This window comes from Halosimplex rubrum (assembly GCF_013415885.1).
In the GTDB taxonomy this organism is placed as follows: Archaea; Halobacteriota; Halobacteria; order Halobacteriales; family Haloarculaceae; genus Halosimplex; species Halosimplex rubrum.
Window position 1 is genome coordinate 14,029 of the sequence record NZ_CP058910.1, and the last position, 12,015, is coordinate 26,043.

Annotated in this window: 16 protein-coding genes and 1 tRNA gene; 8 read left to right on the forward strand and 9 right to left on the reverse strand. The window is 70.5% G+C overall.

Going from position 1 to position 12,015, the window contains the following annotated elements; translation table 11 throughout:
* Nucleotides 1-58 precede the first annotated feature (58 nt).
* The 4 genes from HZS55_RS00080 (at nucleotide 59) to HZS55_RS00095 (ending at nucleotide 2,465) form a co-directional block, all read left to right on the forward strand.
* Entirely contained in the window at nucleotides 59-1,135 is a 1,077-nt protein-coding gene (locus tag HZS55_RS00080; RefSeq protein ID WP_179909745.1) for a bactofilin family protein, read from the forward strand.
* A gap of 78 nt (nucleotides 1,136-1,213) precedes the next feature.
* Nucleotides 1,214-1,414, forward strand: a complete 201-nt coding sequence (gene samp2 / locus HZS55_RS00085) for a ubiquitin-like small modifier protein SAMP2 (RefSeq protein ID WP_179909746.1) — start codon at nucleotides 1,214-1,216, stop codon at nucleotides 1,412-1,414.
* Nucleotides 1,415-1,491: 77 nt separating this feature from the next.
* On the forward strand, nucleotides 1,492-1,986 hold the full coding sequence (locus HZS55_RS00090) for a peroxiredoxin family protein (RefSeq protein WP_179909747.1): 495 nt from the start codon (nucleotides 1,492-1,494) through the stop codon (nucleotides 1,984-1,986).
* Nucleotides 1,987-2,012: 26 nt separating this feature from the next.
* Complete coding sequence (locus tag HZS55_RS00095; RefSeq protein ID WP_246308326.1) at nucleotides 2,013-2,465, forward strand: GNAT family N-acetyltransferase; 453 nt, start codon at nucleotides 2,013-2,015, stop codon at nucleotides 2,463-2,465.
* 15 nt (nucleotides 2,466-2,480) lie between these two features.
* On the opposite strand, the gene HZS55_RS00100 is transcribed toward HZS55_RS00095, so the two are convergent.
* From HZS55_RS00100 to larB, 4 genes are all read right to left on the reverse strand, one after another.
* Complete coding sequence (locus HZS55_RS00100) at nucleotides 2,481-3,929, reverse strand: phosphoglucomutase/phosphomannomutase family protein (RefSeq protein ID WP_179909748.1); 1,449 nt, start codon at nucleotides 3,927-3,929, stop codon at nucleotides 2,481-2,483.
* Between the two features lie 114 nt (nucleotides 3,930-4,043).
* A complete protein-coding gene (locus HZS55_RS00105; protein WP_179909749.1) occupies nucleotides 4,044-4,367 on the reverse strand; it encodes a GIY-YIG nuclease family protein in 324 nt (107 codons plus the stop codon).
* Nucleotides 4,368-4,382: 15 nt separating this feature from the next.
* Nucleotides 4,383-4,532 (reverse strand): DUF7563 family protein, encoded by a 150-nt coding sequence (locus HZS55_RS00110; RefSeq protein WP_179909750.1) that lies wholly within the window; start codon nucleotides 4,530-4,532, stop codon nucleotides 4,383-4,385.
* Between the two features lie 124 nt (nucleotides 4,533-4,656).
* Complete coding sequence (gene larB, locus HZS55_RS00115) at nucleotides 4,657-5,427, reverse strand: nickel pincer cofactor biosynthesis protein LarB (protein ID WP_179909751.1); 771 nt, start codon at nucleotides 5,425-5,427, stop codon at nucleotides 4,657-4,659.
* A 298-nt stretch (nucleotides 5,428-5,725) separates the two neighbouring features.
* On the opposite strand from larB, the gene HZS55_RS00120 reads away from it, so the two are divergent.
* Entirely contained in the window at nucleotides 5,726-5,893 is a 168-nt protein-coding gene (locus HZS55_RS00120) for a DUF1931 family protein (RefSeq protein ID WP_006883199.1), read from the forward strand.
* 36 nt (nucleotides 5,894-5,929) lie between these two features.
* Here the strand turns inward: HZS55_RS00120 and rpiA are convergent, their stop codons facing one another.
* Both rpiA and HZS55_RS00130 read right to left on the reverse strand, forming a co-directional pair.
* Nucleotides 5,930-6,610 carry a ribose-5-phosphate isomerase RpiA gene (gene rpiA / locus HZS55_RS00125; protein ID WP_179909752.1) on the reverse strand — a complete coding sequence of 227 codons (681 nt, stop codon included), beginning with the start codon at nucleotides 6,608-6,610 and terminating at the stop codon, nucleotides 5,930-5,932.
* A gap of 114 nt (nucleotides 6,611-6,724) precedes the next feature.
* Nucleotides 6,725-6,901, reverse strand: coding sequence for a DUF7501 family protein (locus tag HZS55_RS00130; RefSeq protein WP_179909753.1), 177 nt, complete (start codon nucleotides 6,899-6,901; stop codon nucleotides 6,725-6,727).
* 243 nt (nucleotides 6,902-7,144) lie between these two features.
* On the opposite strand from HZS55_RS00130, the gene HZS55_RS22740 reads away from it, so the two are divergent.
* Both HZS55_RS22740 and glmM read left to right on the forward strand, forming a co-directional pair.
* Entirely contained in the window at nucleotides 7,145-7,273 is a 129-nt protein-coding gene (locus HZS55_RS22740) for a hypothetical protein (protein ID WP_281372824.1), read from the forward strand.
* A 139-nt stretch (nucleotides 7,274-7,412) separates the two neighbouring features.
* Nucleotides 7,413-8,726: a phosphoglucosamine mutase gene (gene glmM, locus HZS55_RS00135; RefSeq protein WP_179909754.1), complete on the forward strand. Its 1,314-nt coding sequence runs from the start codon at nucleotides 7,413-7,415 to the stop codon at nucleotides 8,724-8,726.
* Between the two features lie 111 nt (nucleotides 8,727-8,837).
* On the opposite strand, the gene HZS55_RS23095 is transcribed toward glmM, so the two are convergent.
* Nucleotides 8,838-8,996 carry a DUF7563 family protein gene (locus tag HZS55_RS23095; RefSeq protein ID WP_006883194.1) on the reverse strand — a complete coding sequence of 53 codons (159 nt, stop codon included), beginning with the start codon at nucleotides 8,994-8,996 and terminating at the stop codon, nucleotides 8,838-8,840.
* Between the two features lie 318 nt (nucleotides 8,997-9,314).
* On the opposite strand from HZS55_RS23095, the gene HZS55_RS00140 reads away from it, so the two are divergent.
* Nucleotides 9,315-10,772 carry an aryl-sulfate sulfotransferase gene (locus HZS55_RS00140; protein ID WP_179909755.1) on the forward strand — a complete coding sequence of 486 codons (1,458 nt, stop codon included), beginning with the start codon at nucleotides 9,315-9,317 and terminating at the stop codon, nucleotides 10,770-10,772.
* Nucleotides 10,773-10,826: 54 nt separating this feature from the next.
* Here the strand turns inward: HZS55_RS00140 and HZS55_RS00145 are convergent, their stop codons facing one another.
* A complete protein-coding gene (locus HZS55_RS00145; RefSeq protein WP_179909756.1) occupies nucleotides 10,827-11,405 on the reverse strand; it encodes a DUF7090 family protein in 579 nt (192 codons plus the stop codon).
* Between the two features lie 407 nt (nucleotides 11,406-11,812).
* Nucleotides 11,813-11,885, reverse strand: a tRNA-Asp gene (locus tag HZS55_RS00150).
* Nucleotides 11,886-12,015: the final 130 nt, after the last annotated feature.

Sequence of the window (12,015 nt, forward strand, 5' to 3'; positions counted from 1 at the left end):
CCGTCCAGCAATTACCTGGATGACACGTTTATCGGTGCGTCCGTCGTAGGTACGGGCGATGAGACGGATAGCAACGGTGTTGGTGGTACTGATCGTCGTCCTGTCGGTGTTGCCCGGGGTGGCGGCCGCGGCGACGCGAACGGGCGGGACCGTCGTCGTCGGGGCGGACGAGACCGTCGACGAGGACCTGGAGGCGTTCGGCGGGACCGTCGTCGTCCGCGGGACGGTGAACGGGGATCTCCAGGCGTTCGGCGGCTCCGTGGTCGTCGAGGGGACCGTGACCGGCGACGTGGAAGCCACCGCCGGGAGCGTCCAGATCCTCGGCGCCGTCGGCGGGGACCTGACCGCGGCGGGCGGTGCCGTCGACGTGGGCGACGGCGCGCAGATCGACGGGACCCTCGAAGCCGGCGCCGGCAGCGTCGCCGTCGCGGGGACCGTCCTCGGTGACGCCCGGATCGGCGCCGACAGCATCAGACTCGGCGAGGGCGCACAGATCGGCGGCGACCTCGTCTACGACGGCGACCTCGCGCGCGCCGACGGCGCCGTCGTCGACGGGGCGGTCACCCGCGACGAGGGGCTGAACGCCGGCGGCCAGACGGACTTCGCGATCCCCGGAGCGGTGTTCACCGTCTACGGCGTGTTCGTCGCGCTGCTGGTCGGCGCGCTGCTGTTGCTCGTGTTCCCCGGGACCGCCGCCGCGGTCGCCGACCGCGCGACGGGCGACCCGCTTCGGACCGGCGGGCTCGGTCTCCTGACGGCCGTCGCCGTCCCGGTCGTCCTCGCGGTGGTCGCGATCACCATCGTCGGCATCCCGCTGGCGCTGGCCGGGGGCCTCGCGTTCGGCCTGCTGGTCTGGTTGGGCACGATCTACGGCCGGTTCGTCCTCGGGACGTGGCTGCTCTCGCTGGCCGACGCCGAGAACCGCTGGGCCGCCCTGCTCGTCGGCGTCCTCGCGGTCGCGATCCTGCGGCTGGTCCCGGTCGTCGGCGCGCTCACCCGACTGGCCGTCTTCCTGCTGGGGTTCGGCGCGCTGGTGGCCGTCCTCGTCGACGGGTACCGCGACCGCCGCGACCGTCGCGAGCGGGCACCCCGCGCCAGCGACGTGGACGACACCGGCGCCGAACCCGCGGACTGACCCCGAGTTCGGGGTATCCCCCGTCGGAACGCGCCCGGCGGACGACACGCTCAAGCCCGCGGGGACGGATCTCCGGGTATGCGCGTCACCGTCGCCGTCGCCGGCGAGGACACCCACGAGGTCGAAGTCGACGCGGACGCGACCTACGGAGACCTGCTCGACCCGCTGCCCTACGGCGCACACGAGGTGTCCGTCCTCGTCGACGGCCGCCCCGTCCCCGAGGACGCCCCCGTCGAAGCCGAGACCGTGGAGGTGCTGCGGCTCGTCAAAGGGGGGTGATCGCGAGAGCGACGGGTGCGGCCCGCCGTCGTCCGCTTACGCAGTGTTCTTGAGGAAGCGGGGAGTATCGAGGTCCGATGAGTGGCACAGAGCCCGCACCGGCGTTCGAGCTACCCAACGTCGGGGCCGGCCCCGACCCGTGTTCGCTGGCGACGCTGGCGGGCACCGAGTCGTTCGTCGTCCTCCTCTTGCACCACGACGACGCTTGTCACGACTGCCGCGCCCAGGCGAAGAAGGCCGCCGACCGCTACGCCGCCCTGCGCGCCCGCGACGCCGTCGCCGTCTCCGTCCTTCCGCGGGGTCGCGAGCGGGCCGAGGACTGGCAGGACCGCTTCGACCTTCCCCACCCGCTGCTGGTCGACCCCGACGGGTCCACAGGAGCCGACTACGGCCAGCCCGTCCGTCTCCCGGTCTTCGCCGAACTCCCGATATTCGGACGCTTGCCGGCCGTCGTCGTCGTCGACACGCGCGGCGCCGAACCCGAGGTCGCCTGGACCTACCGCGGCAAGTCCACGTGGGACCACCCCTCGATGACGACCGTCCTCGACGGCCTCGACAGCGTCCGGAAGTGAGTCGCGATGCGGCCCCAGTTCTACCGATGCCCCGCGACGTGACCGTCCGCCCGGCGACGGCCGACGACCTGACCGGCGTCCTCGGCGTCCTCGATTCCGCCGCACTGGAAACCGAGGCCGACCGCGTCCGGGCGAGCGTCGACCGCGGCGACGCGTTCGTCGCCGTTCGGGAGGAAACGGAGACGTCCGCCGAGGGGGCGGTCCTCGGCGCGATCGTGCTGGTCCGGCCGGCCGATACGGACGGATCCGACGCCGCACACGTCGACGCCGTCGCGGTCCGGCGGCGCCGCCGCGGCCAGGGGATCGGCCGGGCGCTCGTCTCGGCGGCCGCCGGGCGGTACGACCGGCTGGTCGCCGAGTTCGGCGCGGGCGTCCGACCGTTCTACGAGTCGCTGGGGTTCGAGATCGAACCGCTCGACGGCGAGCGCGACCGCTACCGGGGCGTGTCGGACGGGCCAATCTCGCTGGACGACGACTGAAGGCGGGTCCGCGACTCAGACCAGCGGTTCGACCAGGTCGCGACCCGCCGCGAGCAGTTCGTCGACCCGTCCCTGAGAACTCCCCTCTGCGTAGACCCGTAGCTTCGGCTCCGTACCGCTGGGACGCATCAGCAGCCAGGTGCCGTCGGCGAGGAAGACTTTGAACCCGTCGACGGTCGAGACATCCTCGACCGCCGAACCGGCGAGTTCGTCGGGCAGGGCGTCCTCGAGGTCGGCAAGGACGGGCGCCTTGCGGTCGTCGGGGCAGTCGACGCTGACTCGGTCCTGGACGATGTCGCCGTGGCGCTCCAGCAGGGCGTCGACGCGGTCGTCGTAGGACTCCGCGGCGGCGACGGCGGCGGCGAGGACGGCGACGGCGACGCCGTCCTTGTTGCGGACGTGGGTCGTGATACCGAACCCGCCGCTCTCCTCGCCGCCCATCAGGGCGTCGCCCTCGGCCATCGCCTGCGCGACCCACTTGAACCCGACCGCCGTCTCGTGGACGGACTGGCCGTGGGCCTCGGCGACGCGGTCGACGATGCTGCTGGTCGAGACGGTTCGCACCACGTCGCCGCTGGTCTCCGTCTCGCTCGCCCAGAACTCGCCGTCGAGCAGCGCCCCGTAGGTCGCGGCGAAGAAGCAGTTCGGGTCGAGGACGCCCCGCTCGGGCGTGACGACGGCGATCCGGTCGGCGTCGCCGTCGTTGGCGACCCCGAGGTCGGCGCCCGATTCGGCCACGCGGTCGGCCAGCTCGCCGAGGTGGTCGGCGGTGGGTTCGGGCGAGTCGCCGCCGAACTCGGGGTCCCGGTCGCAGCGTAGCCGATCCACGTCGGCGCCGGCGCGTTCGAGGAGCAGGTCGGTGACGCCGCGGCCGCTGCCGTGCATCGCGTCGTACACCACGGAGAGGCCCGACAGGTCCGCGTCGACGGCGTCGAGCACGCGGTCGGTGTACGGGCCGACGAGGTCGGCCTCCGCGACGCTCCCCCACTCCGATTCGGGGAGCGGGTCGGGCTCGGCGAGGCGGTCGGCGAGCGCGTCCGTGACTTCGGGGAGCGCTGGCGCGCCGCCCGCGGGGAGGAACTTCACGCCGTTGTACTCCGGCGGGTTGTGCGAGGCGGTGACCATCAGGCCGCCAGCGAGCTCGCGCTCGCGGACGGTCCAAGCGACGGCGGGCGTCGGCAGGTCGCGGGGCGGGACCAGCACGTCGAAGCCGTTGGCGGCGAGCACGCGGGCGAGTTCCTCGGCGAAGCCTCGCGAGGTCTCGCGGGCGTCGTAGCCGACGGCGACGGTAGCGTTCCCGTCGTCGGTATCGGCGGCCGCGTCGGCCCCGTCGCTCTCCTCGCGGAGGTACGTCGCGACTGCCTGGCCGACCATGCGGACGCGCGGCTCGGTGAACTCGTCGAGCGTCGCGCGCCAGCCGTCGGTGCCGAACTCGATGGCGTCGGCGTCTGCGTCTGCGGTCATGCCCGTAGGCACCGCTCCCGGGCGGAAAAAGGTGTGTACGTGGCGTGCTACCACACTCACCGCGCCGGGGCGTCCGCTCCCGGTCACCGCCGCTCTCCGGCCCGCCGGAGCCGCTCACCGCCCGTCGTCGGCCAGCAGGGCGACCGGCAGGTCGACGAACTCGGGCACGCCGCCCCCGGCGACGATGCGTTCCTTCGCGGCCCGAGTACCGTCCTTGATCTCGTACTCGCGGGACATCGCGGCGGACTTCGAGTCGAAGCCCTCGACGTGGAGGAGTTCGACCGGCGTCCGGCCGCGGGTGTACTTGGCGCCCGCGCCCTCGTCGTGTTCGCGGACGCGGCGCTCCACGTCGGTGGTGTAACCCGTGTAGAAAGTGTCGTCGGCGCACCGCAGAAGGTAGACGAAGTGGTCGGGATCGGTGGTCCGCGGGTCGGTCATGAGGCTATGCGGGGACTACGCTTCGGGGGCGCGCTCTCTCGCGACCTCGGCGATACCCGCGTTCGCCGAGCAGCTCGGACAGGCGTGGACCGAACCGGTCTCGTCGGCGAAGACGCGGGCGAACTGGTCGGAGACGTGCGCACCGCAGTGATTACACGTTGGCATGCGTTTGGCCCGGCTGTCAACCGGTACCAGACCCTTGACGCGCCCCGGATATAACGGGTGTACCAACGCTGTTTGGTGTCGTCGGTGTAACCGGGTGAGAGCCGCCAGACCGACCGTCTCCGGCTCACCGGTCGGTCCGCGCGGCGTCGATCCGGCGGGCGATCAGCCCGGCCTGCGCGCCCGCCGTGAAGCCGGCGTCGACGTTGACGACCGAGAGGGCGGTACAGGACTGGATCATCCCCGAGAGCGCCGCTTCGCCCTCGCCCGCGTGGCCGTACCCCGTGGAGACGGGGAGGCCGATTATCGGTACGTCGACCAGCCCCGCCAGCACCGTCGGGAGCGCCCCCTCGCGGCCGGCGGCGACGACGAGCACGTCCTGTTCGCGCAGGACTTCGAGCGAGTCCACCACGCGCGCGAGCGACGCGACACCCACGTCGTCGACCCGCTCGACGGTCGCGCCCATCTCGCGGGCGATGGCGGCGGCCTCCCCCGCGGGGACCGCGTCGGACGTCCCGGCCGTCACGACCCCGACGGCGGCGTCCAGGTCCGACCGCTCGAAATCGGGCGTCGCGGCGACGACGACGCCCGAGCGGCCGTCGGCGTCGACGGTCGCCTCCGGATGGTCGGCGGCCAACACGTCGCGGACGGCGTCCTCGACGGCCTCGTCGGCCCGCGTCACGACCGCTCGGCCGGTCGTCTCGACGGACGTGGAGGCCAGCGCCGCGACCTCCGCCGGTGTCTTGCCCGCAGCCAGCACCGCCTCCGGGACGCCGCTCCGGGTCGCCCGGGCCGCGTCGAACCGCCCGGCGTCGCCGGTGGCGTAGCCCGCGAGTTCCGCCTCGGCCTCGGCAGGCGAAACGTCGCCCGCCGCGACCGCTTCGAGTAGTTCGCGCATACCCCCCATGAGCGTTCGATCCACTTGACCGTCCCTCTTTTCGGCCGTCACTCTCCCCCGCTTCGACCGGCGACGACATCCGGCCCTCAGCCGCGCCGGAGCGCGCGCGAGCGGCCCCACACCTCCGAACGGACCGATTTCCGCGCGCTCTGACATCGCCGTTCCCAAAAGATACTTAAACTCCCGTCGCTCGCAGGCCCCGACCACGCCGGAGCGGCGCTCAGACCCCCGACAAAGCCGGCGAGACTGCGCATATTTGGGAAAGTTTATAAACCATCCATTTGTTCACGTGACTTGTATGGCAGACCTCATTGTCAAGAACTCGGTCAAGGAAGCGCTCGAAGACATGAACGTCTCCCGCGACTTTTACGACGCCCTCGACGAGGAAGTCGAGGAGCTCCTCGACGAGGCGCAGCGACGCGCCGAGGCCAACGACCGGAAGACGGTTCAGCCGCGCGACCTGTAAGGTCGACTCGACAACGAATTTTTTCGAGGTGTGGCGTCAGGGCTCGAAGACGGTCACGTCAGTCTCCGTCCCGACGTACACCTCGTCGGCGAAGCCGACGAACAGCCCGTGCTCCACGACGCCCGGCAGCGCTGACAGGTCCGCCGCCAGCCCGACGGGGTCGGGCATCGCGCCGAAGTCGCAGTCGAGGATCAGGTTGCCGTTGTCCGAGACGACGGGGCCGCTCTTGCGGTCCGCCCGTCTGAGCTCGGGTCGGCCGCCGAGTCGCCCGACGGCGTCGGCGACGGGCGTCCGGGCGTCCGGCAGCACCTCGACCGGGACCGGGTCGTCGAGCACGTCGACCTCCTTGGTGGGGTCGACGACGACGAGCAACCGGTCGGCGGCGGCGTCGACGATCTTCTCGCGAGCGTGGGCGCCGCCGCCGCCCTTCACGAGGTCCGTCCCGGCGATCTGGTCGGCGCCGTCGATCGCCAGATCCACGTCGGCCTCGTCGAGCGTGGTCAGCGGGATCCCCTCGTCGACGGCGATCTCGCGGGCCTGGAAGGACGTGGGGACGCCCTGGACATCGAGCCCCGCATCGACCTCGCGGCCGAGTGCCCGGATGGCGTGGGCCGCCGTGCTCCCGCTCCCGAGACCGACGACGGTCCCGCCCTCGACCGCTTCGGCCGCGCGCTCGGCCGCGCGGCGCTTCGCCGCCTCGCGCTCGCTCTGGTTCATACCCGACCCATCGCCCGTGGCCCGCAAAAACGCTACCGACCGCGGACCGTCGCTCCCGGCGACGGATCGCCGCCGGTCGCGAAACGCCCGATGCGTCCGGCCCGCCGACCGCGGTCAGCCGCTCCAGCCGCCGCGCACGTCGCCGCCGATCCGGTCGCGCCAGGTCTCGAACTTCGCCTCGCAGTCCGGGTTCTCCGCCGTGTGGTCGACGAACCCCGCGCCCGGCGACGCGAGCGCCTCGCCGCAGAACGGACACCGCTCGGGGTCGTTCCAGGAGTCTGTCGCTGCCATACCTCGATCGACCGGCAGGATCGATATAAAGATTGTCGGCAAACAATATAGGCTACCAGTGTGTAAATAATACACCCTTATATTTATCGAGCCAGAACGATTATCTCGGATTCGAGTTCCAGAACTGCGCCAACAGTTCACAAAGACGTGATAGAGACACACAAGACGTTCGAACTACGACCTTATATTCTCAATTCAGAATAATAGGAAGGTTTATACCGGAGAAAAATCTGTAGTTCGGTAATGGCAACGCAGCAGCACACAGCCGTCGGGACCTATCGATGCCCCGACTGCGACGGTCGGATCACGTTCGAACACCAGTCCTGGGAGTGCGGCGACTGCGGTCACGCGCCGCGCCACGGCGCCGACTGACGCCCGGGACGACCGCGGACGCACAGCCACCCGCCCGCGCGGCGAGTCACCGGACGCTGTCAGGCATCCACCCATTTTCCCGTCGGCCGTCTCGCACCGACGGCCGAGTTTTTTGGTCCGACCCTGCGACGCGTCGAGTATGTTCGGTACCAGCGGCATCCGAGGACCGGTCGGCGAAGACGTGACGGCGGCGCTCGCCCTCTCGGTGGGGAGGGCCGTCGGCGTCGACGCCGACCGCGTCGTCGTGGGTCGCGACGCGCGCGAGAGCGGGCGGCTCCTGACCGACGCGCTGACCGCGGGTCTCCGCGAGTCGGGCGTCGACGTGGTCGACCTGGGACTGGCCGCGACGCCCACGGTCGGCCGGAGCGTCGCCCGCGAGGACGCCGACGCCGGCGTCGCGATCACCGCCTCGCACAACCCCGCGCCCGACAACGGTATCAAGCTCTGGCAGCCCTCCGGGCAGGCCTACGACGCCGACCTGCGCGCCGAGATCGAGGGGCGCCTCCGCGAGGACGCGACCGGCCTGAGAGCGTGGGACGAACTCGGCGACCGCGTCGACCGCGACACCGCGGACGAACGCCACGTCGACGCGCTCGTCGACGCCGTCGACGTCACCGAGCCCCTCTCGGTCGTCGTCGACGTGGGTAACGGCGCGGGGGGTGTGACGGTCGACGCCCTCCAGCGGCTGGGGTGCGCGGTCGAGACGCTCAACGCCCAGCCCGACGGGTCGTTCCCCGGTCGCCCGAGCGAGCCGACCGCCGAGAACTGCGAATCGCTGGCCGCGCTCGTCGCCGAGAGCGACGCCGACCTGGGGATCGCTCACGACGGCGACGCCGACCGGATGCGCTGTGTGGCCGCCGACGGGACCTACCTCTCGGGGGACGTGACCCTCGCGCTGCTGGCCCACGAAGCCGCGAGTCCCGGCGACCGCGTCGCCGCCCCCGTCGACACGAGCCTCGCCGTCGACGACCACCTCGCCGATATCGACGTGTCCGTCGAGCGCACGCGGGTCGGCGACGTGTACGTCGCCGAGCGGGCCAGCGAATCGGGCGTCGCCTTCGGCGGCGAGCCCAGCGGCGCCTGGATCTGGCCCGAGGAGACGCTCTGTCCCGACGGCCCCCTCGCGGCCTGCAAGGTGGCGGCGCTGGCCGCCGAGCGCCCGCTCGCCGAGCGGCTGGCCGAGGTCGAGACCTACCCGATCCGCCGGGACTCCGTCGAGACCGACCAGAAGGCGGCCGTGATGGAGCGGGTCGGCGACCGCGTCCGCGCCGAGTACGACGACGTGACCACGCTGGACGGCGTCCGCGTCGACCTGGGCGACGCGTGGTTCCTCCTGCGGGCCAGCGGCACGCAACCGCTCGTTCGGATCACCGCCGAGGCCCGCGACGCCGACCGCGCCGAGGCCGTCTTCGCCGAGGCGCGAGACCTGCTGGTCGACGCCGTCGAGGCGTGAGCGTCGCTAGACGGAACGCGGAACAGGAGAAGCGTCCTGGCAGCGTCCCGGGCGGGTCCCCCCGAACCCGCCAGGCCGCCTCCCCCCGATAGTTCACGACGATACAGGACCCTATCCGCGGCGGGTCGAGCGCGCCTCGCGGACGTCGGCCCCGTCGCGGATCTTGTCCTCGCACTGAGGACAGACGCGCGGCGACTCGACCCCGTTGGGCGTGAACACCCGTGCGTAGTCTGCCGTAACGAAGGAACCGCAGTTCTGGCATTCCGGCATACGGTATACCTCTTCGAGTACTGGACCTTAATGGTTGGTGATTTGGTAGTAGCACACACACCCCGCCGAATCCCGGTGTGACGGCGTCAGAATCGGATCCGTGCGGCGAGCCTTGCGGGATTTTCGATCGAGACATGCAGAACACATTACCCGGATACAGAACGGTGTCGTCGGTTCCGAGAACGCGCTTCACCGTCGCAACGCACCGTCGGACCTATCCGGACGCCGTCGACCCCCGCGACCGCACCAGAGCGGTACGGTTATTACCGAGAGACGGCTGGAATTCGACAACCGGACGGCATCTCCGGGGGTCGTCGTATGGATCTGGATTCACTCGAACTCACGCGCCCGCTGGTCGCCCGTCTCTGCGTAGTCGCCCTCGTCGCGGTACTGCTGATCCCGTCGGGGGTCTCCGCGCTCACGCACGAACCGGTCGAACTGCAGGCGGGGAACATCGACGAGCCCGCGAACGGGACCACGGTCATCGCCGTTCAGGGGTTCAAGGGACGCGGACAGAACAGCTCGAAGAAACCCGCCCGGCTCGTCGGCGTCGGCCCCGAGGGCGATCTGGAGTGGAACTACGAGCCCAAAGAGGACGTGACGTGGTTCTACGACGTGGACCCGCTCGACGACGGCACCTTGCTGGTGACCGGCGTCACCCGCGACGGGACGACGGTCTTCAAGTACGACCCCGCGACCAACAGCCGCGTCTGGACCGAACGGCTCGACGCCGACGACACCCACGACGTGGACCTGATCAACGGCGACGAGCTGCTCGTCGCCAACATGCGCAACTACAACGAGACGACCGAGACCAACGACGACCGCATCTTCGTCTACAACCGGACGACCGGCGAGACGGTCTGGGAGTACCGCTTCGAGCGGATCTACGACCGCGGCGACACCAGCGGCGGCAGCGGGAGCTACACCGGCGACTGGACCCACGTCAACGACATCGACAAAATCGACGACGGCCGGTACATGGCGTCGCCACGCAACATGGACGAGGTCGTCGTCATCAACCGCTCGACGAAGGAGGTCGACCTGTCGCTGGGCACACCCGGCAACCACAGCGTCATCTACGAGCAGCACAACCCCAACTACCTCGACAGCGAGGACGGCGCCCCGACGATCCTCGTCGCCGACAGCGAGAACGACCGCGTCGTCGAGTACGAGTACGCCGGCGGCGAGGGCCGTAACGCCTCCTGGGAGCGCATCTGGAACCTCGGCGTCGACGGCAACCTCAACTGGCCGCGCGACGCCGACCGGCTCCCGTCGGGCAACACCCTCGTCACCGACTCGCTCAACCACCGCGTCATGGAGGTCACCCCCGAGGGCGAGGTCGTCTGGGAGTACTACGCCCCGTGGGGCACCTACGAGGCCGAGCGCGTCCAGCTGGGCGACGAGCCCGGCGGTCCGACCATCGCCGACCAGAACGCCAGCGGCGCCTACGGCCTGAACGGCAGCGCCGCGCTCACCCCCGGCGCGACCGAACGGGCGACCTTCGCCTCGTGGCTCCACACCACGTTCGCCGGCACCCCCATCTCGGGCCAGGTCGACTGGGTCGCCGAGCGGTGGGCGCACATCGCGCCCTGGGTTCGTCCCGTCTGGATGAACCCCTGGGCGTTCGTCGCCTTCCTCGGCGCCGCGGCCGTCACCCTCGGCTGGGCCGGCGGCGAGGCGGTGTATCACCGCCGCTGGATCGGCGGCCGCCTCCGCGCCGGCTACGACCGCGTGCGCCCCTCGGGCGGCGGGTCCTCACGGCCGGACGACTGACGGCCCCGCGGCTCTCCGTTTTTCGAACGTGCCGACCGAACAGCGGCGCCGGCCTCAGAAGTCGGCGTCGACGGAGCCGTCCTCGGAGAGGTCGACGACGCCGTCGAACCGGGCGCGGAAGTCCGCCAGTTCGTCGTCGTCGTGGACCCCCTTCGCCAGGTGGAACAGCCCGACCGCGTCGTGTTCTTCGAGCAGTTCGAGGATGGCGTCGACGGCCTCGGCGGCCCGCTCGGCGTCGGAGTAGTACACCATCTCCGTCACCGAGTCGAGGCTGACCCGCCGCTTGCCCTCGGTCGATTCGAGGAACACCCGCGTCTCGTCGACGATCCCGTCCAGGTCGTCGGGTGCGGAGACGTACTTGACGTTCTCGGACTGACGGCGGGTGTAGCCCCGCTCGACCGACAGCGCGTCGAGGATCGTCGCCCGCTCCTCGTCGACCTCGTAGTGTTCGAGCTTCTGGCGCACTTCCCGAGCGGTCGTCCGCGTCGAGATGACCAGCATCTCGTCGGTGTCCGTGCTCAAGAAGTCCGTGTCGATCCGGTCTGTCTCACCCGTGCTCGGGTGGAGGAGGAGGACGCCCGTCCCACCGGGCACCGTGTCCGGCGTGTTCTCGATGGCGAGCTGGTAATCCATGTACAGGGGAGCGGCTGGAATCGCCTTAAGCGTGGCCTTCCGCCGCATCTTTGCTCGTCTCCCCGGCCGTCGGTCCCGTTACTATCCCCTTCGGGGAATCCTCGCCCGTTAGCGCGGGGAGGATGTCAAACGCCGAACTGGCACGCCCCAATCTCGAGGGGAGACGCGGAGACGGACTCCGCGTCGGTGAAATCGAAGAAGCGCCCGAGGCGGGACCGAGCGAGCGCGGCGCGTTCGCGAGGATCGAGAGACGCCGCCGGCGCCTCTCGGGATTTGAACCACGCCCGAGAACCTGCGCCGGAGGCGCAGAACCTCGGTCTATTTCGAATCCCGCGTGAGGTCGTTTCGTCGCTCACGGTGGCGAGCACACGCTAGGCGGTGCTCGCCGAGTTGTTCGCAACAGAAAGCGCCCGAGGCGGGATTTGAACCCGCGTCACGACCGTGACAGGGTCGTATGATGGGCCACTACACCACCCGGGCACGCATTCACTGGTTTGCCGGAGGTGAATTTAAGACTTTCCAAACGAACCCTCCGTGCCACGACAAGCCACGACGAGACCGACCCGCGACCGTTCTCACTGCTATCGACTCGGTTCCGGATCGGCGATAC

Coding starts and splice junctions, on each gene's coding strand:
- HZS55_RS22740 (WP_281372824.1), top strand. CDS start 7,145: ATGGCAACGCAGCAGCACACAGCCGTCGGGACCTATCGATGCCCCGAC.
- rpiA (WP_179909752.1), bottom strand. CDS start 6,610: ATGAACCAGAGCGAGCGCGAGGCGGCGAAGCGCCGCGCGGCCGAGCGC.
- larB (WP_179909751.1), bottom strand. CDS start 5,427: ATGCGCGAACTACTCGAAGCGGTCGCGGCGGGCGACGTTTCGCCTGCC.
- HZS55_RS00090 (WP_179909747.1), top strand. CDS start 1,492: ATGAGTGGCACAGAGCCCGCACCGGCGTTCGAGCTACCCAACGTCGGG.
- samp2 (WP_179909746.1), top strand. CDS start 1,214: ATGCGCGTCACCGTCGCCGTCGCCGGCGAGGACACCCACGAGGTCGAA.
- HZS55_RS00140 (WP_179909755.1), top strand. CDS start 9,315: ATGGATCTGGATTCACTCGAACTCACGCGCCCGCTGGTCGCCCGTCTC.
- HZS55_RS00080 (WP_179909745.1), top strand. CDS start 59: ATGAGACGGATAGCAACGGTGTTGGTGGTACTGATCGTCGTCCTGTCG.
- HZS55_RS00110 (WP_179909750.1), bottom strand. CDS start 4,532: ATGCCAACGTGTAATCACTGCGGTGCGCACGTCTCCGACCAGTTCGCC.
- HZS55_RS00145 (WP_179909756.1), bottom strand. CDS start 11,405: ATGGATTACCAGCTCGCCATCGAGAACACGCCGGACACGGTGCCCGGT.
- HZS55_RS00120 (WP_006883199.1), top strand. CDS start 5,726: ATGGCAGACCTCATTGTCAAGAACTCGGTCAAGGAAGCGCTCGAAGAC.
- HZS55_RS00095 (WP_246308326.1), top strand. CDS start 2,013: ATGCCCCGCGACGTGACCGTCCGCCCGGCGACGGCCGACGACCTGACC.
- HZS55_RS00105 (WP_179909749.1), bottom strand. CDS start 4,367: ATGACCGACCCGCGGACCACCGATCCCGACCACTTCGTCTACCTTCTG.
- glmM (WP_179909754.1), top strand. CDS start 7,413: ATGTTCGGTACCAGCGGCATCCGAGGACCGGTCGGCGAAGACGTGACG.
- HZS55_RS00130 (WP_179909753.1), bottom strand. CDS start 6,901: ATGGCAGCGACAGACTCCTGGAACGACCCCGAGCGGTGTCCGTTCTGC.
- HZS55_RS00100 (WP_179909748.1), bottom strand. CDS start 3,929: ATGACCGCAGACGCAGACGCCGACGCCATCGAGTTCGGCACCGACGGC.
- HZS55_RS23095 (WP_006883194.1), bottom strand. CDS start 8,996: ATGCCGGAATGCCAGAACTGCGGTTCCTTCGTTACGGCAGACTACGCA.